This window comes from Seohaeicola saemankumensis (assembly GCF_042678485.1).
Taxonomy (GTDB): Bacteria; Pseudomonadota; Alphaproteobacteria; order Rhodobacterales; family Rhodobacteraceae; genus Seohaeicola; species Seohaeicola saemankumensis.
Genome location: NZ_JBHTKR010000004.1, coordinates 219,314 through 239,205 on the forward strand (window position 1 = coordinate 219,314; position 19,892 = coordinate 239,205).

Annotated in this window: 20 protein-coding genes; 9 read left to right on the forward strand and 11 right to left on the reverse strand. The window is 60.9% G+C overall.

Going from position 1 to position 19,892, the window contains the following annotated elements:
- The first annotated feature begins 63 nt into the window (after window positions 1–63).
- From ACFQ3C_RS10710 to dnaQ, 4 genes are read left to right on the forward strand one after another with little or no spacing between them, the layout of a single operon-like run.
- Window positions 64–663: a Maf family protein gene (locus ACFQ3C_RS10710; protein ID WP_380791534.1), complete on the forward strand. Its 600-nt coding sequence runs from the start codon at window positions 64–66 to the stop codon at window positions 661–663.
- The gene (locus ACFQ3C_RS10715) at window positions 660–1,508 is read left to right on the forward strand and encodes a shikimate dehydrogenase (RefSeq protein WP_380791536.1); all 849 of its coding nucleotides are present in this window, start codon (window positions 660–662) and stop codon (window positions 1,506–1,508) included. The genes ACFQ3C_RS10710 and ACFQ3C_RS10715 overlap by 4 nt, the downstream gene beginning before the upstream one ends.
- On the forward strand, window positions 1,505–2,098 hold the full coding sequence (gene coaE / locus ACFQ3C_RS10720; RefSeq protein ID WP_380791538.1) for a dephospho-CoA kinase: 594 nt from the start codon (window positions 1,505–1,507) through the stop codon (window positions 2,096–2,098). Before ACFQ3C_RS10715 ends, coaE begins: the two co-directional genes overlap by 4 nt.
- Window positions 2,091–2,780: a DNA polymerase III subunit epsilon gene (dnaQ, locus tag ACFQ3C_RS10725; protein ID WP_380791540.1), complete on the forward strand. Its 690-nt coding sequence runs from the start codon at window positions 2,091–2,093 to the stop codon at window positions 2,778–2,780. The genes coaE and dnaQ overlap by 8 nt, the downstream gene beginning before the upstream one ends.
- Here dnaQ and secB read toward each other — a convergent pair whose 3' ends face one another.
- Complete coding sequence (gene secB, locus ACFQ3C_RS10730) at window positions 2,781–3,197, reverse strand: protein-export chaperone SecB (RefSeq protein ID WP_380791542.1); 417 nt, start codon at window positions 3,195–3,197, stop codon at window positions 2,781–2,783.
- 7 nt (window positions 3,198–3,204) lie between these two features.
- Between secB and ACFQ3C_RS10735 the strand changes: the two genes are divergently transcribed.
- On the forward strand, window positions 3,205–3,336 hold the full coding sequence (locus tag ACFQ3C_RS10735) for a hypothetical protein (RefSeq protein ID WP_380791544.1): 132 nt from the start codon (window positions 3,205–3,207) through the stop codon (window positions 3,334–3,336).
- 18 nt (window positions 3,337–3,354) lie between these two features.
- On the opposite strand, the gene ACFQ3C_RS10740 is transcribed toward ACFQ3C_RS10735, so the two are convergent.
- Window positions 3,355–3,870: an FxsA family protein gene (locus ACFQ3C_RS10740; RefSeq protein ID WP_380791546.1), complete on the reverse strand. Its 516-nt coding sequence runs from the start codon at window positions 3,868–3,870 to the stop codon at window positions 3,355–3,357.
- A 106-nt stretch (window positions 3,871–3,976) separates the two neighbouring features.
- Here ACFQ3C_RS10740 and ACFQ3C_RS10745 point away from each other — a divergent pair, with 106 nt between their 5' ends.
- From ACFQ3C_RS10745 to ACFQ3C_RS10755, 3 genes are all read left to right on the forward strand, one after another.
- Complete coding sequence (locus ACFQ3C_RS10745; protein WP_380791548.1) at window positions 3,977–4,639, forward strand: Tim44/TimA family putative adaptor protein; 663 nt, start codon at window positions 3,977–3,979, stop codon at window positions 4,637–4,639.
- Between the two features lie 38 nt (window positions 4,640–4,677).
- Window positions 4,678–5,688, forward strand: coding sequence for a murein transglycosylase A (gene mltA, locus ACFQ3C_RS10750; RefSeq protein WP_380791550.1), 1,011 nt, complete (start codon window positions 4,678–4,680; stop codon window positions 5,686–5,688).
- A gap of 215 nt (window positions 5,689–5,903) precedes the next feature.
- Window positions 5,904–6,287 (forward strand): Smr/MutS family protein, encoded by a 384-nt coding sequence (locus ACFQ3C_RS10755; RefSeq protein WP_380791552.1) that lies wholly within the window; start codon window positions 5,904–5,906, stop codon window positions 6,285–6,287.
- A gap of 40 nt (window positions 6,288–6,327) precedes the next feature.
- Here the strand turns inward: ACFQ3C_RS10755 and hslU are convergent, their stop codons facing one another.
- Entirely contained in the window at window positions 6,328–7,635 is a 1,308-nt protein-coding gene (gene hslU / locus ACFQ3C_RS10760) for an ATP-dependent protease ATPase subunit HslU (RefSeq protein WP_380791554.1), read from the reverse strand.
- Between the two features lie 24 nt (window positions 7,636–7,659).
- On the reverse strand, window positions 7,660–8,217 hold the full coding sequence (gene hslV / locus ACFQ3C_RS10765) for an ATP-dependent protease subunit HslV (RefSeq protein WP_380791556.1): 558 nt from the start codon (window positions 8,215–8,217) through the stop codon (window positions 7,660–7,662).
- 97 nt (window positions 8,218–8,314) lie between these two features.
- Here hslV and ACFQ3C_RS10770 point away from each other — a divergent pair, with 97 nt between their 5' ends.
- A complete protein-coding gene (locus tag ACFQ3C_RS10770; RefSeq protein ID WP_380791558.1) occupies window positions 8,315–9,229 on the forward strand; it encodes a capsular polysaccharide export protein, LipB/KpsS family in 915 nt (304 codons plus the stop codon).
- A gap of 70 nt (window positions 9,230–9,299) precedes the next feature.
- On the opposite strand, the gene trxA is transcribed toward ACFQ3C_RS10770, so the two are convergent.
- From trxA to ACFQ3C_RS10805, 7 genes are read right to left on the reverse strand one after another with little or no spacing between them, the layout of a single operon-like run.
- Complete coding sequence (gene trxA / locus ACFQ3C_RS10775) at window positions 9,300–9,620, reverse strand: thioredoxin (RefSeq protein WP_380791560.1); 321 nt, start codon at window positions 9,618–9,620, stop codon at window positions 9,300–9,302.
- A 56-nt stretch (window positions 9,621–9,676) separates the two neighbouring features.
- The gene (gene addA, locus ACFQ3C_RS10780; RefSeq protein WP_380791562.1) at window positions 9,677–13,051 is read right to left on the reverse strand and encodes a double-strand break repair helicase AddA; all 3,375 of its coding nucleotides are present in this window, start codon (window positions 13,049–13,051) and stop codon (window positions 9,677–9,679) included.
- On the reverse strand, window positions 13,048–15,984 hold the full coding sequence (gene addB / locus ACFQ3C_RS10785; protein WP_380791564.1) for a double-strand break repair protein AddB: 2,937 nt from the start codon (window positions 15,982–15,984) through the stop codon (window positions 13,048–13,050). Before addB ends, addA begins: the two co-directional genes overlap by 4 nt.
- Window positions 15,977–16,669: a nucleotidyltransferase family protein gene (locus tag ACFQ3C_RS10790; RefSeq protein WP_380791566.1), complete on the reverse strand. Its 693-nt coding sequence runs from the start codon at window positions 16,667–16,669 to the stop codon at window positions 15,977–15,979. Before ACFQ3C_RS10790 ends, addB begins: the two co-directional genes overlap by 8 nt.
- Window positions 16,645–17,664, reverse strand: a complete 1,020-nt coding sequence (locus tag ACFQ3C_RS10795; RefSeq protein ID WP_380791568.1) for an aminoglycoside phosphotransferase family protein — start codon at window positions 17,662–17,664, stop codon at window positions 16,645–16,647. The genes ACFQ3C_RS10790 and ACFQ3C_RS10795 overlap by 25 nt, the downstream gene beginning before the upstream one ends.
- Window positions 17,657–18,133 (reverse strand): tRNA (adenosine(37)-N6)-threonylcarbamoyltransferase complex ATPase subunit type 1 TsaE, encoded by a 477-nt coding sequence (gene tsaE, locus ACFQ3C_RS10800; RefSeq protein ID WP_380791570.1) that lies wholly within the window; start codon window positions 18,131–18,133, stop codon window positions 17,657–17,659. Before tsaE ends, ACFQ3C_RS10795 begins: the two co-directional genes overlap by 8 nt.
- Before the next feature lie 52 nt (window positions 18,134–18,185).
- Window positions 18,186–19,808 carry a PAS-domain containing protein gene (locus ACFQ3C_RS10805; protein ID WP_380791572.1) on the reverse strand — a complete coding sequence of 541 codons (1,623 nt, stop codon included), beginning with the start codon at window positions 19,806–19,808 and terminating at the stop codon, window positions 18,186–18,188.
- Window positions 19,809–19,892 lie beyond the last annotated feature (84 nt).

Consider the following 19,892-nt stretch of genomic DNA (forward strand, 5'->3'; position numbering starts at 1 on the left):
AGCCATAAAATGCCCAGTAATCATCCCTAACAAAACCTTACACTCCTCCACCGGGTTATACACATGCCGCAACCGTTAATCCTTGCATCCGGCTCTTCCATCCGGGCGCAGATGCTCCGGCAAGCGGGCTTGGAATTCGAGGTCATTCGCCCTGCTGTCGATGAAGACATGCTGCGTGATGCCATGCTGTCGGAAGGCGCGAGCCCGCGCGATCTGGCCGATGCCCTGGCCGAGATGAAGGCGCTGCGTGTCAGCGAAAAACGCCCCGAGGCGCTGGTTATAGGATGTGACCAGGTTCTGGATCTTGGCGGGCAGGTTCTGACAAAGCCCACGACCCGCGAAGATGCCGCGGCGCAGCTTCGCGCGCTGCGCGGCAAGCGTCACAGCCTGCTGTCAGCGGTCGTGATCTGCGATGCGGGAAAACCGATCTGGCGCCATATCGGACAGGTGCGGCTGATGGTCCGCGATTTCAGCGATGTCTGGCTTGAAGGATACCTGGACAGGAACTGGCCGGACATTGCCGAATCCGTCGGCGCCTACAAACTTGAGAAAGAGGGCGTGCGACTGTTTTCGCGGGTGGAAGGGGATTATTTCACCGTCCTGGGGCTGCCCTTGCTGGACCTTCTGTCCTATCTTTCTCTCAGGGGGGATATTGATACATGAGCACTGATGCGAAAAGTCTGCCGCGCATCCCGCTGGCCGGTGTCATTGGCTCGCCGATCGCGCATTCGAAATCGCCTGTGCTGCATGGTCACTGGCTGAAAACCTACGGTATCCGCGGTTTCTATATTCCCATGGATGTCAGCGCCGAACACCTTGCAGAGGTTCTGCGCGCCCTTCCCAAGGCCGGATTTGTCGGCGTCAATGTGACCATACCCCATAAAGAGGCCGCTCTGGAAATCGCGGATCTGGTGACAGATCGCGCAACGCTGATCGGCGCGGCGAACACGCTGATCTTCCGCAAGGATGGCAAGATTCACGCCGACAACACCGACGGGTACGGTTTCATCGAGAACCTGCGCCAGAACGCGCCAGAGTGGAATCCCGCCGCAGGTCCCGCCGCGGTTCTTGGCGCAGGTGGCGCTGCACGTGCTGTTGTTGCCTCTCTGCTTGATGTTGGCGTTCCCGAGATCCTGATCTCGAACAGGACCCGCATCCGCGCAGATGTGTTGCAGCATGATTTCGGCAAGCGCTTGCGGGTCGTTGACTGGGTGCAGGCCGGGAACATGCTGGAAGACGCCACAACCGTGGTCAATACGACCTCACTGGGGATGGTGGGCAAGCCTGAACTGCGGATTCCGCTGGACGGTCTGCAAAAGGGCGCCCTGGTCACGGATCTAGTCTATGCCCCGCTGCAAACGCGCCTGCTGCGCGTGGCCCAGGAAATGGGATGCGTGACGGTGGACGGTCTTGGCATGTTGTTGCACCAGGCCGTTCCCGGTTTCGAACGCTGGTTCGGTCAGCGTCCGACCGTCGATGCCGCAACCCGCGCGGCTGTTTTGAAATGACATTTCTGATCGGTCTGACAGGCTCTATCGGGATGGGAAAATCCACGACCGCGCGGCTGTTCGAAGACGAGGGTTGCGCCGTTTGGGATGCGGATGCCGCTGTCCATCGCCTTTACGCCCAAGATGGCGGCGCAGTAGCACAGATGGCCGAGGCATTCCCCGAGGCGGTGATAGACGGCGCGGTGTCGCGCGACATCCTCAAGTCGATCATCACCAAGAACCCCGATGCCTTGCGCAGGATCGAACAGATCGTTCACCCCCTTGTGGCCCAGGATCGTGCGGGTTTCATCAAGGCCACATCCGCTGAAATTGTCGTCTTGGATATCCCGCTTTTGTTCGAAACCGGCGGCGAAAACCGTGTCGATGCGACTGTCTGCGTATCGGTTGATGCCGAAACCCAGAAAAAGCGGGTAATGTCGCGGGGCACGATGTCACAAGACCAGTTTGAGGCCATTCTTGCCAAGCAAATGCCTGATGCTGAAAAACGTGCCCGAGCGGATTATGTGATCACCACCGATACGCCCGAACACGCGGCGCAGCAGGTTCGCGCAGTGCTGGCAGATGTAAGGAAGCGAATGACCCATGCGTGAAATCGTTCTGGATACCGAAACCACGGGCTTTGAACCCTCCGAAGGGGATCGGATCGTCGAGATCGGCGCCGTGGAACTGTACAACCACATGCCGACAGGGCGCACCTTTCATGAATACATCAATCCGCAACGGGCAATGCCCCAGGCTGCATTCGAAGTGCACGGTTTGGGCGATGATTTCCTGCGCGACAAACCCTTGTTCGCCCAGATCGGGCCGAAATTTCTTGAATTTGTCGGCGATGCAAAGCTGGTGATCCATAACGCAGCCTTCGACATGAAATTCCTGAACGCAGAGCTGGGATGGATAAAGCTTCCCTTGCTTCCCATGGATCAGGCCATCGACACGCTGATGATTGCGCGCAAGAAGTTCCCCGGATCGCCTGCGTCGCTGGATGCTCTGTGCCGCCGCTTCGGGATCGAGACGGAGCGCACGTTGCACGGCGCCTTGCTGGACAGCCAGATCCTGGCCGAAGTCTATCTTGAGCTGATCGGCGGGCGGCAGCCGGATTTCGGGCTGTCCACCGCGACGACAACAGAAACCAGCGTGACATCGTCACAGACCTGGCGTCCGAAACCGCGTCCGACGCCGCTTCCCAGCCGGATCACGGACGAAGAAGCCGCCGCCCATGATGCCTTTGTGAAGGCTTTGGGCGACGGCGCTTTGTGGATCAAGCAGGGGTAATCAGGCGTTCGGGGTTGCAGCCTGCTCTGCCGCCTGGCGACGTGCCAGCTCGGACCGATACAGCTGAACGAAATCGATGATGTCCATGTTCAGCGGCGGGAAGCCGCCATCGCGCGTCACGTCCGACACGATGCGCCGCACGAACGGGAACAGCAGGCGCGGGCATTCGATCAGCAGGAAAGGATGCATCTGGTCGGCCGGCACGCCTTCGATATGGAAGACACCGGCATACTCCAGCTCAAGAAGAAAAAGCTTCGACGTGCTGTCCTTGACCGAGCTGTCGACGATCAGCTTCATGGTCACTTCGAACTGGTTTTCCGCCGCACGCTTCTTTGCGTCAAGATTGACCTGGACCTTCACGTCGGGCTGAACTTCTCCGCTGACGCCTTTTTGGGCCAACACGTTCTCAAAGGACATGTCCTTGATGAACTGGTTGATGATGCTCAGTTTCAGCTGCGGCGCCTGGGCCTGTGCAGCAGGCTGGGCGGGCGTATCGGCTGCGCCGTTTTCGGCCATTTTTTATCTCCGGATGAGTGACGTTTCCGCAGGTGTCTAGCAGCACAGATGCGAAGCCTCAATGCTTCGTCCAGCCAGACGGCCGATGTGTCGGCCGCTTTCCCGGCTCCACCTCGTGGAACTCACCGTCTATCACCTCTGACCCGGAAGCGCCTTGCGCGCGATGCCGGAAAGGCTCCGGGCCTTCATCCGTGAAACCGGAGTCACGGCCCATCTGGAAACGGGAAACTTGAATCCGGGCGCGCAGGAAATTGAAAACCGCGAAGCGAACCCCCGGCACAAGTAGAGCAAATCCCAGTGCGTCGGTGAAAAAACCGGGTGTCAGCAAAAGAACGCCGGCGACAAGAACCATGGCGCCATTGGCAAGCGGCAACGTCGGATCATCAAGACGCGAGAAGGCGCGCTGCAGTTCCATCAGCGCAAGCCGCCCCTGTGCACGTACCAACATGGTTCCCAGAATGGCCGTCAAGACAACGATTCCAAGGGTCGGCCACATACCGATCCAACCGCCAACCTGGATGAACAGGGCGATCTCGATAATGGGAATTGCAACGAATGCAGCGAAAAGCCACATGAGCTTGCTCCTTTCCTTCCATGGCACAGTGGACTTGGCCCACCCCCTAACCTACATAAGAACGGTCTAGTTCGCTTTCCATGCCCTGACCCCACGAGAGGTTTAAATGAATTCTCCCATCCTTCAGCTTTTGGTTCTGGCAGGCATTGCTATATTCCTGATCCTGCGCCTGAAAAATGTGCTTGGCACGCGGGAAGGGTTCGAGAAGCCTGCCGTTCCCCGGGACGCGCCCGCAAATACGGATCGTCGCCGCGGATTCGAGGTGATCGAGGGCGGGCCCGATCATGACATCACGGACAATGTCGAGGCCGACAGCGACGTCGCAAAGACGCTTGCCGCGATGAAGCGCGTCGAGCCGTCCTTTTCTGTCGCAGAGTTTCTGCAGGGTGCGCGCTATGCCTATGAGATGATCCTGATGGGTTTCGAGCGCGGCGACATGAACAGCATCAAGCCATTTCTGGCTGAAGACGTTTACGAAACCTTTGCCGAGGTCGTGGCCGCCCGCGAAGCGCAGGGTCTGACGGTTGAGGCCGAGTTCATCGGGATCCGGGAAATGGCCCTGCACGGCGCGACCTTCGACAAGGACAGCAATCTTGCGGAAGTCACCGTGCGCTTTACCGGCGAGATGACATCCGTTGTCCGCGATGCAGCGGGCGAGGTTGTTGAAGGCAAGCCGAACGAAGTGAAGCGCCAGAAGGATGTCTGGACCTTTGCCCGTGTTCTGGGCACCGACGATCCGAACTGGCAACTTGTCGCAACGGGCGAATGATCAGGGCGCTGGCAGCCCTGACCCTGGTTTGGTTCGCGATGACAGCAAGCACAGCGCAGTCGGAACCAACCTACCGGGTCCTCGAGTTCAGCCAACTTGACGGCTGGGTCAGCGATGACCATTCATCCGCGTTTCGGACCTTTCTGAACACCTGCGCCGACATGAAGGACCCGGATTGGTCCAGCCTCTGTGCGGTGGCCCAGACCGAAGCGCGGCTTCAGACCAGTGCCAGATCCTTTTTCGAACTGTTCTTTCGTCCCGTCCTGATCGAGGATGGTGCCCCCGGCCTGTTCACCGGTTATTTCGAACCCGAGTTGGAGGGGTCGCTGACCCCCTCGTCCCGCTACCGGTTTCCCGTCTATCGCATGCCGCCGGAAGCCCGGACCAACCAACCCTGGTTTTCGCGCTCTGAGATCGAAGCGAATGGCGTCATGTCAGGTCGGGGTCTTGAAATCGCTTGGGTCGACGATCCGGTCGAACTGTTCTTTCTGCAGATCCAGGGATCGGGTCGCATCAAACTGTCGAATGGCCGCAGCATTCGCGTGGGCTATGCCGGGGCGAACGGCCATGAATACAGGTCCATCGGCGCTGAACTGATCCGGCGCGGGACCTTTGCCTCGCATCAGGTATCGGCGGAGGTGATCAAGAACTGGGTGCGGCGCAATCCTGAGGAAGGGCTTGACCTCTTGCGCCACAATCCATCCTTCGTTTTCTTCCGCGAGGTCAGCCACGTACCCGCCGAAAAGGGACCGCTTGGCGCCATGAACCGATCGGTGACAGACTTGCGCACCATCGCCGTGGACCCTGCCTTCACCCCCCTGGGTGCGCCAGTGTGGATCGAGAAGGACGGTGAAAACCCGATGCGCCGCCTGATGATCGCGCAGGACACAGGATCTGCCATCAAGGGCGCCCAGCGCGCTGACATCTTTTTCGGCACCGGGGATGCGGCCGGGCGCGCGGCGGGGCGGCTGAAGGATCCGGGGCGCATGGTCGTGCTTTTGCCGATTCAGCGCGCTTATGCCATGGCCGCGACGGATATCCCGGAATGACACGGCGCCGGCTGCGGCCCGATGAGATCGAGCTTTGGCGCAAGATCGCTGACAGCACGGAAAGACTCCATCCGGAGCGACCGATACAGGATGGCCCCAGGGCCGAAGATGGGCCGCAGCGGCCTAAACCCAAGCCCCACAAGACCCCGAAGCCGCGACTGCCGGACTTCCAGCTTGGTGCCAAGGTCCGAGCGTCCGCGCCGCCACATGATCTGATGCCAGCCCTCGTGGACAGGCTGCGGGATGCGCCCGTAAGCATGGACAGCAAGGCATTCGTGCGTATGAAACGGGGCAAACTGATCCCGGAAGGGCGTATCGACCTTCATGGCATGACCATGGACAAGGCGCACCCGGCCCTGACGTCCTTCATCCTGCGCGCCCAGGCCAGTGGCAAACGGCTGGTGCTGGTGATTACCGGAAAAGGCCGCGACAGGGATGAGGGCGGACCGATCCCCGTGCCGCGCGGAATACTCAAACACCAGGTGCCGAACTGGTTGTCCACACCGCCCCTGGCGCAAGCGGTCCTGCAGATCTCCCAGGCCCATGTATCGCACGGCGGGGCTGGCGCCTACTACGTCTATCTGCGCCGCCACAGATAGGCGCATCTGCGCCGGAAAACATGTTAGTGGCAGGCGTTCCTTAAAGCACGTAACGACTGATATCGGTGGACCGCATCAATTCGCCCAGGTTGGTGTCAACGAAGGCGGCATCCACCGTCACGCTTTGCCCCGCCCGATCCGGTGCGGTAAAGGACAGCTCCTCGAACACGCGCTCCATCACCGTGTAAAGCCGCCGCGCGCCGATATTCTCCACCGTGTGGTTCACTTCGGCGGCAATACGTGCAAGCGCTGCGATGCCGTCGTCGGTAAAAGTGACTGCGACCTCTTCCGTAGCCATCAGCGCGGAATACTGCCGTGTCAGCGCATTTTCGGTTTCGGTCAGAATGCGGACAAAATCGTCTTCGGTCAGGGCGCGCAATTCAACACGGATCGGCAGACGCCCCTGAAGTTCAGGCAGAAGATCCGAAGGCTTGGCGATGTGGAACGCACCCGAGGCGATGAAAAGCACATGATCCGTTTTCACAGGGCCGTATTTCGTGCTGACGGTCGTCCCTTCGATCAGGGGCAGCAGATCGCGCTGCACGCCTTCGCGGCTGACGTCAGCGCCGCGCGCGTCAGAGCGGGCGCAAACCTTGTCGATCTCGTCCAGAAAGACGATCCCGTTCTGCTCGACCGATTGCAGCGCGACCCGGTTCACGGTCTCGTCGTCCAGCAGCTTGTCAGCCTCTTCCCCGATCAGGATTTCATAGCTTTCTGCCACGCTCAGCCGTTTGCGCTGCTTGCGCTGGCCAAAAGCCTTTCCGAACAGGTCGCCCAGATTCATCATCCCCATCTGGTTGCCCGGCTGTCCGGGGATATCCATCATCGGAAAGGGGCTGGCACTGTCCGCCACTTCCAGTTCGATCAGGGTGTCGTCCAGCTCTCCTGACTTGAGCTTTTTTCGAAACATCTCGCGCGTGCCTTCGCGGGCATCTTCGCCGGCAATGGCAGTAATGACCCGCTCTTCGGCGGCCAGATGGGCCTTGGCGCGCACATCGTCGCGCATGTGTTCGCGTGTCATCGCAATCGCGATATCCACCAGATCCCGGATGATCTGTTCGACATCGCGGCCGACATAGCCGACTTCGGTGAATTTCGTCGCCTCGACCTTGATGAAAGGCGCGCGGGCCAGTTTCGCCAGGCGGCGGCTGATCTCGGTCTTGCCGACGCCAGTCGGCCCGATCATCAGGATATTCTTCGGATAGACCTCGTCACGCAGGTCGTCGCCCAGTTGCTTGCGCCGCCAGCGGTTCCGCAAGGCGACTGCGACGGCGCGCTTTGCATCCTTTTGGCCGATGATGAAACGGTCCAGTTCGGACACGATCTCGCGGGGGGTCAGGTCTGTCATGTTCGCTTCTCCAGGGAGGGCCCGTTATTTCCCGATCGTCTCGACCGTCAGGTTCCCATTGGTGTAGACGCAGATATCCGCTGCAATGGACATGGCTTTGCGGGCAATCGCCTCGGCGTCAAGGGCGCTGTCCATCAGCGCCCGTGCGGCGGCTAGTGCATAGTTGCCACCGGATCCGATGGCTGTGACATCATGTTCGGGTTCCAGCACATCGCCTGCGCCCGTGATGACGAAGATATCGCGACCATCGCTGACGATCAGCATCGCCTCGAGCTTTTGCAGGTACTTGTCCGTGCGCCAATCCTTGGCCAGCTCGACCGAGGCGCGGGCCAGCTGTCCTGGTGTTGCCTCAAGTTTGGCCTCGAGCCGCTCCAGCAGGGTAAAGGCGTCAGCTGTCGATCCGGCAAAGCCCGCAACCACATCAAAACCACCGGGTGACAGGCGGCGCACTTTGCGGGCACTTCCCTTGATGACGGTCTGGCCAAGGCTGACCTGCCCATCCCCGGCGATGACCACTTTGCCATCTTTCTTGACGCCGATGATCGTGGTGCCGTGCCAGCCGGGAAAATCTTTGTCTGCCATTGGGCCCTCCGTTCTTACGAGGATATATGGAACGTGACGCCATGGGGCACAAGGGCGGCTCTTGCCGCGCGGCACGCCAGCACATAGCCTTGACCGCATGACGAGTGCGCGGAACGTAACCTTTTTCCTTGATGACGGCTTGCGCGAGAGCGCCGAGGCAGGCGAGCATAATTTCATCGGAAAGGTTGTCTCGGTCCTGCGATCGGCCGGTTTCGAGGTGGCCTTTCGCCCCAATTCGCAGGCGGCGCGGCTATCATCTGCCCTGCGGCCCGGATACGCGATGTTGCACATGGACCAGCCGACCCATGCGCGCGCCCTCACGATGCGTCGGGTTTATCACTATCCTTTCTGGCAGATCGAAACCACGACTGAGCGATGGGATTGGCATGTGGCGAAAGCCGATTTCGATCCCGCAAGCATCGATCCGCAAGAGGCGCAGCGCTTTCACGGGTTTTGGCGCAGACGCCTGTTCCCCGATGCCCCGCCCGCCAGCCGTGAAGGTTTCGTTTACGTGCCGTTGCAGGGTCGGCTGACCGAGTGCCGTTCCTTCCAGACGGCAAGCCCCGTCCAGATGGTCGAGGCCGTGCTGCAGAACGATCCCGACCGCCTTGTGATCGCAACATTCCACCCCGGTGAAAGCTATAGCGATAAAGAGCGGCAAGCGATCTATTCGCTGGCGGAACGCCATCCCAGGCTGAGTGTGAAGACAGGGTCGATGGACAGGCTTCTGCCGGGTTGTGATTATGTGGTGACCCAGAATTCATCAGCCGCGTTCAACGGCATCCTGTTCGAAAAACCTTTCATCCTGTTCGGGAAATCCGACTTTCACCATATCGCGGCCAATGTTTCAGCTCTGGGGGTGCCAGAGGCGTTTCGCACCGTAATGGGCATGGCCCCGGATAATGCGGTCTATCTGTGGTGGTTCTGGCAGCAGATGTCGATCAACGCAGGCCGCGAGGGGGCTGAGGACAAGATTGCCGCAGCCCTTGCGCGCGGGGGGTGGCCAATCTGATGCACCGGCCTTCAGAAATGAAAAGGGCGCCACAGATGGGCGCCCTTTCCGCAGTCTGATCAGCGACCGATCAGATAGAGCTTTCGATCCAGCTTTGCAGCGCGGCCTTCGGTGCGGCGCCTGCGCGGTTCGATACGATCTGGCCGTTCTTGAAGATGAACAGCGCCGGAATGCCGCGCACGCCCATGGCGGCGGCTGCATTCGGATTGCTGTCCACATCGACCTTTGCAATCTTCACGCGGCCTGCGAATTCCGCCGACAGTTCTTCCAGGGCGGGGCCGATCTGCTTGCAGGGGCCGCACCACTCTGCCCAGAAGTCCACGACAACGGGGATATCGGAATTCTTGACTTCGGCGTCGAACGTCTCGTCTGTGACAGCAACAGTCGCCATTGGCTTTCTCCTGTGGGAATGATTGGCGGCAAACCTATGGACCTCATGCGCCAGCGTCAAGGGAGGCTGCTGCGTCGCAGCGCCCCCATCACAAGATCGTTCGACAACGGCATCAACTGCGCGCCGCGCGTCCAAAGGACTGCCGTTTCAATGTTTCGATCGGGATAGATCAAGCGCAAAGCGGCTGCGTAGGCGCCCATCTGGCGTAAAATCCCTTCGGGGCATGCTTCCGGTCTGTCAGGAACAATGACGTTCGTTTTGAAATCTACCGCCAGAACGCGGTCGTGCTGGATGATCAGCCGGTCGATCAGGCCGTGAATGCGCTTGCCGCCAAGTTCTTCCAGGGTTGCTGAAACCGGGATCTCAGCCAGCGTTCCCCCGGCGAACAGAAATGCGAGGTCTGGCTTGGACAAGACGGCCGTCGCCTCGTCCAGCAATGCGGGGATATCCGCGGCATCCGCCTCAAGTTCACCGCCCGACAAGATCGCCCGCGCCCGCGAGGCCCATTCCGATGGCGGCACCGAGGGCAGAACCTCAAGAAGCAGATGGATCTGCGACCCGCGCAGCATTGCCTCCTCCTCGGTCGTTCCGCCCTCTCCCGGTAGCGCCTTTGCACCCCCAAGGTCTGATGGGCTGAGAGTTTCGGGCAAAGGCGCCACGGCCGGCGCGGGCTGGGAAAACAGCCTGTCCAGCGCTGACCGAGGCGTTGTTTCCGCAGCATCAGTGTCTGTTTCTGGCAGGAACCAGTCTCCGCTTTCAAGGCGCACGCCCTGCCCAAAGCCGAAGTCGTGCTGAACTGCGCCAGAAGCCTGCATCGCGGCTTCGACCCGGTGGAACCAGCTGCCGCCATCCTTCCCGAGATCGCCGGCCGCAGCAACGATCAGCCATTTTTCGGCGCGGGTCATCGCGACATAAAGCAGCCGGTCGCGCTCAGCCTCCTGTGCTTCAAGCTGGGCCTGCAATGCGGCGGCCACGGTGGCGGGCGCGTCATCGCCGGGGGTCTTCCAAAGCGCCTTGCCCTCATGAACCAGCATCATGTCGCGGATGTTGTTATCCCGGCGTCCGGCATCCGGCAGTATGACGATCGGCGCCTCAAGACCCTTGGCGCCATGAACCGTCATGACCCGGATCCGGTTGCCCGCCGCATCCATCTGACGTTTGATTTCCAGCTCATCCGTCTCCATCCAGGTCAGAAAACCTGTCAGGCTGGGGATATTGCCCCGCTCATAGGCCAGCGCCTGCGCCAGAAAAGCGTCAATCCCATCCTCGGCCTCTTGTCCGAGCCGCCCAAGGATCCGCCGCCGCCCGTCATGACGCGTCAGGATAGTTTCGATCAATTCGTAGGGCCGCAGGAAATCTGTCTGATCTCTGAGATCGTTCAGAATGGAAAGTGTGTCTGGATGGGTTTCGGTCTGGTTGCGCAATGCCTCCCACAGGTAACCCTTTCGACCCTGTGCCAGCGTGAAAAGCTGCTGTTCCGTCCAACCGAACAGGGGTGATTTCAACGCCACGGCCAGCGAAAGATCGTCTTCCGGCGTGGCCAGGAAAGACAGAAGTGCCGCCAGATCGCGCACCGCCAGTTCCGCACCAACCTTGAGCCGATCCGCGCCCGCGACCTCAAGCCCTTTGTCCTTGCACGCGCGGATCACCTCGCGGAACAGGGATGACCGTCGCTGAACAAGGATCAGCACATCGCCTTCACGGACAGGACGCATCCGGTAGGTTCCGCTGTTTTCGATCTCGACCGGGATCAGCACCCGCTGGTCCACCATGCGCCGGATCTCTGACGCGATCCGATCGGCCAGAAGAACCATGTGGTCGCTTTCGCCACGTCGGTCGACCGGATCGTGCCAGTCCAGTTTTTCAGGCGCGGCCGGTTTTTCTATCGCTGGCCAAAGATCGACGCGACCAGGCATATCCGCCTTGAAAGCCCGGTGCAGCGACCCTGCAAACCCCGCGCTGTCGCGATCCACGAAAGTCTGATCGACCAGGCGCAGAACCGCCTCAGCCGAGCGGAAGGAATATTCAAGCTCCATCGCGGACAAGGGGCGGTTGGTCGACACAAGCCGCTGTGCGAATTCGGCCTGCATTCTGTCGAATTCCCGTGGATCGGCACCCTGAAAGGAATAGATCGACTGTTTCTTGTCACCAACAACGAAGATTGTCCGTGGAACGTCAGCGCGCGCCCCTGCCCCGCTGGTGAATTCCTGCGCCAGCCTTTCGATCACTTGCCATTGCACCGGGCTGGTATCCTGCGCCTCATCCACAAGGATATGGTCGATCCCGCCATCCAGCCGGTACAGAACCCAGGCCGCCACTGCCGGATCGGTCAGCAGATCCCGCGCCTTGACGATGAGATCGTCGAAATCAAGCCAGCCCCGAAGCGTTTTCTGACGCTCATAGGCAGGCAGAAAGGCGCGCGCAAAGCGGTGCAGAACCAGTGTCTTTTCCGCAGCCGCAAGGGCAAGGCGCGATTCGCGGGCCTGTTCCACGCGGGTCATCCAGTCGTTGAGCGCGTCCAGGATATCCGGGATCGTCTTGCGGCAGTCCCTTGATGGAAAAGCCTCTATCTTGGCCCCAAACGGGTTTTTTGCGGATCCGCCATAGAGAAAGATATTCTCAAGCTCGGGCAGCTCGGACAAATCCTGCCCTGTCAGCAAGGCCAGCCGCGCAGCCTGTTTGCAGTCATTCGGTCCGCCGGCCAGCATTGCCGGAACCAGTTGGCGCAGAATCTCTGGCTCATCCCCGTTGAATACCGCCGCGCGCAGCGCTTTGGCATCATATCCCGGCGCAAGACCGAACCAGCCCAGAACCGTATCGCGCGTGACATCGCCTTGGAACGCATCGCGCTGGGCAGTCAGGACGCGGGTCAGATCATCAAAGTCGCTGCCTGAATAAATGGTCGCCATATCCTCGACCAGGCGTGCCGTCTTTCCTTCGGCCAGGGACTGAAGGATCTCTGCCCGCAATTGCCGCGCCGAGTGGTCATCCATCTCGGTGAATTGCGGGGTAACCCGTGCTTCCAGCGGAAAGCGTCGCAGCAAGGAGGCGCAGAAGGAATGGATCGTCTGGATCTTGAGGCCACCGGGCGTTTCGATGGCGCGGGCAAACAAGGTCCGCGCCTGGCGCAGCGCGTCACCATGGATTTCCCCGTCGATGCCAAGTTCGCGCAGCGCATCCCGCAGTGAACTGTCGGTCCGCATCGCCCAGCCGCCCAACCGTTTGAAAAGGCGGTTCTGCATCTCGCTGGCGGCCGCCTTGGTATAGGTCAGGCAGAGAATGTGCTGCGGCTCTACCCCGGACAAAAGCAGACGCGCAACACGATCAGTCAGAACGCGTGTTTTTCCTGATCCGGCATTTGCTGAAAGCCATGTCGATCCGTCGGGGCGGGCGGCCTGAACCTGCCGTTCCGTTGCGTCGTCGCGCCTCATGACAGATCCTCGGGCGTGGCGTCCTGTGTGGCATCCCATTCACCAAAACGGGCCAGCAGGTCATAGTCGCCGGTATCGCTTTCCTTCAGCATCGCGCGTCGGGCCGTATAGCCTTGATCCGCTTGCAGATAGGCCGAGATCAGGGCCACCAGTTCCTTCCAGACTTTTTCGGGCGGTTCGTCACCCAGCGGGGCAGGCTGTTCCTTGCGGATGCTGCCCACACCGATATAGGCGGCCTTGGCCACGGGTGCAGGCGCGATATCCTTGAACGCACCGCGCGTCGCCAGCGCGGCCTCAAGCAGAAGCTGCTTGTCGAAAAATTTCTGCTCATCCTGGGAAGGCAGCGCGCCGGTCTTGTAATCGTAAATATGCAACGCGCCGGTCGCATCGCGGTCGATCCGGTCGGCCTTGACGGTCAGGGTGAACCCCAGACCGGACAGTTCGGCCGCGCCCTTGCGTTCGAAGGCGATGGGCAGCGCCTGCGCGCGACGGGCTTTCTCGCTGGTGACGATCCAATCCGCCGCCCGCGCAATCCGCGCTTTCCACAGGACGCGGATATCGGGCCAAGGTACATTTTCAGCCAGAACAGTCTCTGTAAGCTGCATCAGATCGTCCTGCGTCAGCTTTTCGGGGGCATCTGTCAAACTCTTGACGAAAGCTTCGAGGATGTCATGCGTCACGATCCCGCGCAGCAGGGCATCAGGCGCCTGCATCAGGCTGTTGATCGGGCGCAGCCCCAGAACGTGACGGGCATAGATTGCATAAGGATCACGGATCAGCCGCTTGATCTCGGTCACCGACAGCTGCATTGGCCGTGCGGCGACCGGTGGGCGCGGCGAGGGTCGCAAGGCGGGCGGCACGCGCGCGGGCGTTTCAAGCTGCACGACCTTTTCCAGCCATGAATCGCCCCTGGCCCGCATGGCCTTGAGAACCTCCGGCCCGCCCTGGTCGGGCAGACCGTCCAGCAGATTGACCATCCGGTTCACCCAGCGCGAGGCCACCGTCTGGGCATCATCGGACCGGATCGAGCGCGTCAGCCAGACCTCTTGTGCGGCAATGGCCTGCTGGAAGTCATGGGCTGACAGCCCGATGCGGCGTTCGGGCAGCAGCAGACCCGCATCGTGGCGCATCTTGCGGTTCAGCCAGGGATCGGGGCCCGGCATTTCCGGCCAGCTACCCTCGTTCAGCCCGCCAAGAATGACCAGATCGGCGCCTTGCACCCGCGCTTCCAGCGTGCCCCAGATCAGGATGTGCGGATGGGGCGCATCCCGATCACGCACCTCGACGCCCGAAAGGATCGCACCGAACAGATCGGCATAGTCGCTGGCATCCATGGCGCCGCCATATCCGGCTTCGCGGGTCAGCATCTCGACCAGCGCCAGCGCCTCGCGTCCTGCCTTTTCCTGCCAGAGAATCCCGCTTCCTTCACCCTTGCTGCCCTGCGCGATCCTGGCGGCCAGATCCAGATGCGCGGTCAGCCGCTCGGACAGCGGGACCTCGCCCGGCATGGGCTTGTCGGTGAAGCAGGCCGTCACCCATTCAGCCCAATCCCGCGCTTCGGTCTGCTTTTGCCTGTCGGCCCAGGACAGCAGGTCCGGACCTGTGGGAAAGGGCGGGCCATTTTGCCTGATATGCAACTCCAGTTCGCGGCTCAGGCGCAAATGCAGGCCGCGGTCCGCACCCGAATGCGTCAGCGGGTGCGACAGCAGCGTGATCAGCGCCTCGGATGTCAGTTTACGCTGAAATAGTGCCGCAACATGTCGCAGAAACCGGCCTGGCGGTGACAGGTTGAGCGGCTGGCCCGCGCTGTCGTCCGGCAGGATGTTCCACCGGTCCAGCGCAGCGGTTACCTGCCGCGTCAGCATCCGGTCAGGTGTGATCAGGGCAGCGGTGATGCCATCCTCTGCGGCCTGCCGCAGCCGCATTGCGATTGCCATCGCCTCGGCCCGCAGCGATGGCGCCTCGACCAGGGTCACATTGGCCATGGCGTCATCAAGCTGCCTGAGTTGTGGCCCTTCCGACAGCCATTGATCCGTGACAGGTGCGGGGCGCAGGGCCAGCGACACCAGCGCGTTGCGCGCCGGACAGGGTGCGGGGCTGTCGGACCACGGAAGAATGTCGTCAGGCTCCAGCCCAAGATCGCGCATCAGAAGGCGAAACCGGAACTGGGGATGATCCTCGGCCAGAAGTGCATCGTTCAGATCGGCCCAGGCGCGCGGGCGCATGTCAAAGTCGAACCCCGGCACAACGATCGCACCCTGGGGCAGGCGCGCGACTGCGTCCATCAGAAAGCGTGTGGTGCCGCGCGACCCGGTCGATCCCGCCACGATCACGGGATGCGCGGGCGGCTCTGCCCGCCAACCCGCGACAAGGCTTTCGATCACGCGTCTTTGCCGTGCCTCGCGATCCGGGGCATCGCCCGCTCCGTCAAAGAAGTGTTGCACGATCCCAAGGAATTGCTGTGCGCGCGCCCAATGCCCCGATTGGTCCGATACATCCAGTTGCCTGATTGCATCCGGCCCGACACCTTCGCCCTGCATCTCGTCCAGCAGGCTCGCCAGACTGTCGGACAAATCATAGAGAGAGGCGCGTGGCGCCAGATCAGGCTGACTGTCCAGTAGCTTTGCAACCAACTGCGATATTTCCAGCCTGCGCCGCAGCGGGGAAACCGGCGGATCCATCGTGGCTAGGTCGGCATGGTCGCCCATGTCCGTCACCAACCGGATCGCCGGAAGCAGAAGAGCCGGCCCTGTATCGAACAGATCGCGTATCCGACGGGCCATGCGCCGTGTGTTCACGATCAGCTGCACCTGCGCCAGCGCCTCGGGCGGCTTGCCGGCGAACCGGACCAGAAGACCCCGAACCAGCGCCGCGGGAAAGTCGGCCCCCGGTGGCAGGCCGAACATGCGTGGCTTGTCAGAGGGATCAAACATCGCCTTGTCCAATCAGCCTTTCGGCAAGGGCAATCCCCTCTGGTCGGCCCACGTCACACCACTGTCCGGGATAGCGAAACCCGAACAGACGCCCCCGTTCCAGCATCCGGTCCCACAGAAGGTTCAGCGAAAAGGCGCTGTCGCGGATTTCGTTCAGACCTTCGGTCCTGATGATCTGGGCGCCGCCATAGATCCAGCCCGGTCCACGTGACAGGCACCCGGTGTCATCAAGGACAAAATCGCCGGTTCCGGTGTGGCCCACGGCCATATCCGGGCTGACGCAGACCAAAAGCGCATCCATCCGCCCAGGGTCCCAGGCCTGCAAGGCAAGGGTCAGGGGATTCGGCCCTTTCCAGATTGCGTCCGTATTCAGGGTAAAGACAGGGCCGTCGCCCAGCAAAGGCACGGCCTGGCGCAGGCCGCCGCCGGTTTCAAGGATCTCGGGCTGCTCGACCGACAAAAGGACGTCTGTTCCGCTCAGGTGCCTTTCCAGCATATCCGCACGGTAATGCAGATTGGCAACCTTTCGTGGAATGCCTGCATCAGCGACAAGGTCCAGCGCATGATCGATCAGCGCGCGCCCGGCGACATTGACCAGTGGTTTGGGCCGGTCCGCGGTCAACGCACCCATGCGCGTGCCGAAACCTGCGGCAAACAGCATCACGGCTTGGGGATGGTCGCGCATCTTTCCTTTATCCTTCCAAGGATGTCTGCAGTCGGGGTCGGTAGCTCCCCCTTGATCAGCTTGGCCACAGGGACAAGGGCAGGATGGTCCAGGTCCCGCATCAGCAGATCCCAGACCCTTGGGATAAGGTCCACGTAATGCGATTTGCCATTCAGCATGCAAAGCCTGCCAAAAACGCCAAGAATGCGAAGATTGCGCTGCGCCCCCAGAACTGCATAGGCGGCACGGAACGCGATATCATCCTGCCCCGTGGCGGCAACATATCTTGCGACCATCCGGTCTTCGATTGCAGGGGGCACATCGCGGCGGGCATCCTGCAGTACCGACACCAGATCATAGGCCCTGTGGCCCCGCATCGCATCCTGAAAATCCAGCAGACCCACCCGTGCCGGTCCGGTTCTGTCAGGCAACCAGATCAGGTTCTCGGCGTGATAGTCACGCTGGATCAGTACGGGCGTCTCGCTGGCATGGCGCGCGAGGATCGGTGCAAACGCATCGCGAAATGCGCTCTCGGAGTCCGGATCCTCTGTCAGCGCGCCACCCAGATACCAGCGCCAGGCAAGTGCCGCCATGTCCAGCATGATCTGCGGATCATAGGCGCGCAGCCCGGCGGGCGGGGTCGCGTGATGCAGATGCACCAGAACATCGGTTGCGGCTTCGTAAAGGAGTTGCTCAAGCGCCGGATCCCGGGGAATGACCCGGGCGAACAGATCGTCGCCAAGGTCCTCCAGCAAAAGAAACCCGTTGATTTCATCCACCGCAAGGATTTTTGGCGCGCTCAATCCCAGATCGGACAGATAGCGCGCGATCCGAACAAAGGGGCGAATATCCTCGCCCTTTTCGGTTGGCGCATCCATCAATACGGCGCTTTGCCCGTTCAGATGCAAACGCTCGTAGCGCCTGTTCGAGGCGTCTCCGGCCAGCGGTTTCCTGCTGGCCCCGGCCCAATTGGTGCCGGCAACAAAGGCATCCGCCAGATCGCTGCGGTTACTCATCGAAAGTTCCCTTCAGGCGCTCTGCCCATTTTTCGCAGGTCCATGTCAATGCAACCTCTCTCTGGTTCTCGTCCTTGCCTTGTGTGAATTCCATCCGCAAGGCATCGGCGGGTGACAGTCCGCCAAGGCGATCAGGCCATTCGACAAGACAGATCGCGGTGTCGAATGCCTCTGTCAGGCCAAGCTCGACCACCTCGTCCGGCAGGGAAAGACGATAGAGATCGGCATGCCAGATCTCGCATGTGGCGGTTTCATATGTCTGCACCAGCGTGAAGGTCGGCGAGGGCACATCTTCGGGAATATCCATCCTGGATTGGATCAGGCTGCGTGCGAAATGCGTCTTGCCGGCGCCGATGGGACCATCCAGCAGCAGAACGTCACCAGGTTGCAAATGCGCGCCAAGGCGGGCCGCGAAAGCGGCGGTCTGGTCGGGTGAGGAAAGCGTGATCCGGGCGGTATATGGCGACATTCACGCAGAGTAGCGCGCTTGAAACTGCCTGCAAGCGTGATCGGCAGATGGATCAGGACGCGCTGGGCAAAAGCTCTCTTGTGGTTGGCGCGATGCATTTTTCGAAGGGCAGGAATTGCACCATTGTCGCACCTCCGGGCATCGGGACGACATGGCAGGAAACCATGCGTCCGTCGCGCAGCGTGACATCTGCCTGCCAGTCCGACCTCTCTCCGAACTGGTTCACGAAATCGCGCAGATCGCCCCATACGGGTGTCGGCAGGCTGTGGGATTGCCAGTGCCGCGATGCGTCGATCACGGTGATTTCCGAAAAGCCGCTGTCAGGATCGATATGCCACATCTTGCGATACGCGGTGTTGGAAAAGGCCAGAACGCCCGTCGCGGAAAACACGGCGATCGACTGCTCCATCGCGTTGAGCGAGGACTGCCCCAATTCAAGCTGAGAACGAAACTGCCGCGTCAGCGAGATTTCGGCGCTGATATCCTCGAACAGAAAAGCCACCGCGCCATCAGGGTGTGGCCGACCGCTGATGCGGTAGGTCAGCCCCGACGGCAAGGACCATGTTTCCAGGTAAAGGCCGTTATCCGCGGCTGCGACCAGATCGGTGATCTGGTCCCGCCACGATCTGTAATTCTTGGGTTCCGGCATCATCTGGCGATCGCGAAGGCGGTCGAAGAAAGACAGAAGGTTCGGCCTTGCGCTAAGGAATTCGGCAGGAAGCGAGGTAAGGTCGATCAGGGCGGGATTGAACAGTGCCAGCTGCCGCTGGCGGTCAAAGATCGCCAGCCCGATCGATAGCTGGGCGAATGTCTTGGTCAGCGTCTGTACGAAGTTGCGTTGCGCGATCTCGGCGTTGACGACAGCATTCACATCGGTGGCATAGTTCATCCATCCCGATGGTATCTGAAGGCATCTTACATCGAACCAGTAAGGTTGCACGGACCCGGACGGGACAATCGACATGCGGTAGGACGCGCTGTCGCAATCCGTCTGCAGCGGCACATCGAACAGGGTTGGAAAGCCATCTGCTTGCGGCATGTCGTCTGGGCAGATCCTGGCGAACCGGGTCACAAGATCCGCGTAAGCAGTGTTGGCCCAGAGAACCCGCCCGTCCCTTGCGGTTTGCCAGATCGGATAGGGTGCGGCTGTCACCGCCATACGAAGCCATCCGGCCTCCGCCGAGGTGTCGTCTGCCTGCGATGCAGGATCTTGATCAAGCCCATTTTCATCAAGTTGCAGGCGCACCTGATCGCCCCACCATTCCAGGGTGATGCTGTCTGTCGCGCCCATGTCCGCAGACGATTGCAGCGTGATCTGTCCGGTTTCGCCAGATAGCGATCGGTAATGCGCGGGCTCATCGGGAAGCCCTGGAAATCGCGGCTTCAACATGCAAAGCACAAGCCCCCAGTCATCCGTGCCGCGCCTGCCGTCTGCCAGCCCATCCGCCGGAACCATTTGCAACAGTTGCATGGCGCGTTCGCTTGCCTGCAAGAGCATTCGACCGTCGAAAAGAAAGGCGATTGCGGCACCGTCGGCCTGGCGTGGCGCATGTGCTGCGCCATGTGATTTGCGGCCGAGCCTGTCAAACCTTGCCAGCAAGACAAGAATGGCGCCACCCAGAAGCAGCCCTGTCGTCACCGGCAAAATGGATTGGTACAGATTGAGCAGAGCCATCCCCGACTCCCCCGTCTGGAAGTTTGAGACACAGCTTTAACGCGAAATCCTTAACAGATCGTTAATGGAAACACGATCATACCC

What these genes read in the sequence shown, in the direction of transcription:
- ACFQ3C_RS10710 (WP_380791534.1), top strand. Translation starts at nt 64, where the DNA reads ATGCCGCAACCGTTAATCCTTGCATCCGGCTCTTCCATCCGGGCGCAG.
- ACFQ3C_RS10715 (WP_380791536.1), top strand. Translation starts at nt 660, where the DNA reads ATGAGCACTGATGCGAAAAGTCTGCCGCGCATCCCGCTGGCCGGTGTC.
- coaE (WP_380791538.1), top strand. Translation starts at nt 1,505, where the DNA reads ATGACATTTCTGATCGGTCTGACAGGCTCTATCGGGATGGGAAAATCC.
- dnaQ (WP_380791540.1), top strand. Translation starts at nt 2,091, where the DNA reads ATGCGTGAAATCGTTCTGGATACCGAAACCACGGGCTTTGAACCCTCC.
- secB (WP_380791542.1), bottom strand. Translation starts at nt 3,197, where the DNA reads ATGTCCTTTGAGAACGTGTTGGCCCAAAAAGGCGTCAGCGGAGAAGTT.
- ACFQ3C_RS10735 (WP_380791544.1), top strand. Translation starts at nt 3,205, where the DNA reads ATGAACTGGTTGATGATGCTCAGTTTCAGCTGCGGCGCCTGGGCCTGT.
- ACFQ3C_RS10740 (WP_380791546.1), bottom strand. Translation starts at nt 3,870, where the DNA reads ATGTGGCTTTTCGCTGCATTCGTTGCAATTCCCATTATCGAGATCGCC.
- ACFQ3C_RS10745 (WP_380791548.1), top strand. Translation starts at nt 3,977, where the DNA reads ATGAATTCTCCCATCCTTCAGCTTTTGGTTCTGGCAGGCATTGCTATA.
- mltA (WP_380791550.1), top strand. Translation starts at nt 4,678, where the DNA reads ATGACAGCAAGCACAGCGCAGTCGGAACCAACCTACCGGGTCCTCGAG.
- ACFQ3C_RS10755 (WP_380791552.1), top strand. Translation starts at nt 5,904, where the DNA reads ATGCCAGCCCTCGTGGACAGGCTGCGGGATGCGCCCGTAAGCATGGAC.
- hslU (WP_380791554.1), bottom strand. Translation starts at nt 7,635, where the DNA reads ATGACAGACCTGACCCCCCGCGAGATCGTGTCCGAACTGGACCGTTTC.
- hslV (WP_380791556.1), bottom strand. Translation starts at nt 8,217, where the DNA reads ATGGCAGACAAAGATTTTCCCGGCTGGCACGGCACCACGATCATCGGC.
- ACFQ3C_RS10770 (WP_380791558.1), top strand. Translation starts at nt 8,315, where the DNA reads ATGACGAGTGCGCGGAACGTAACCTTTTTCCTTGATGACGGCTTGCGC.
- trxA (WP_380791560.1), bottom strand. Translation starts at nt 9,620, where the DNA reads ATGGCGACTGTTGCTGTCACAGACGAGACGTTCGACGCCGAAGTCAAG.
- addA (WP_380791562.1), bottom strand. Translation starts at nt 13,051, where the DNA reads ATGAGGCGCGACGACGCAACGGAACGGCAGGTTCAGGCCGCCCGCCCC.
- addB (WP_380791564.1), bottom strand. Translation starts at nt 15,984, where the DNA reads ATGTTTGATCCCTCTGACAAGCCACGCATGTTCGGCCTGCCACCGGGG.
- ACFQ3C_RS10790 (WP_380791566.1), bottom strand. Translation starts at nt 16,669, where the DNA reads ATGCGCGACCATCCCCAAGCCGTGATGCTGTTTGCCGCAGGTTTCGGC.
- ACFQ3C_RS10795 (WP_380791568.1), bottom strand. Translation starts at nt 17,664, where the DNA reads ATGAGTAACCGCAGCGATCTGGCGGATGCCTTTGTTGCCGGCACCAAT.
- tsaE (WP_380791570.1), bottom strand. Translation starts at nt 18,133, where the DNA reads ATGTCGCCATATACCGCCCGGATCACGCTTTCCTCACCCGACCAGACC.
- ACFQ3C_RS10805 (WP_380791572.1), bottom strand. Translation starts at nt 19,808, where the DNA reads ATGGCTCTGCTCAATCTGTACCAATCCATTTTGCCGGTGACGACAGGG.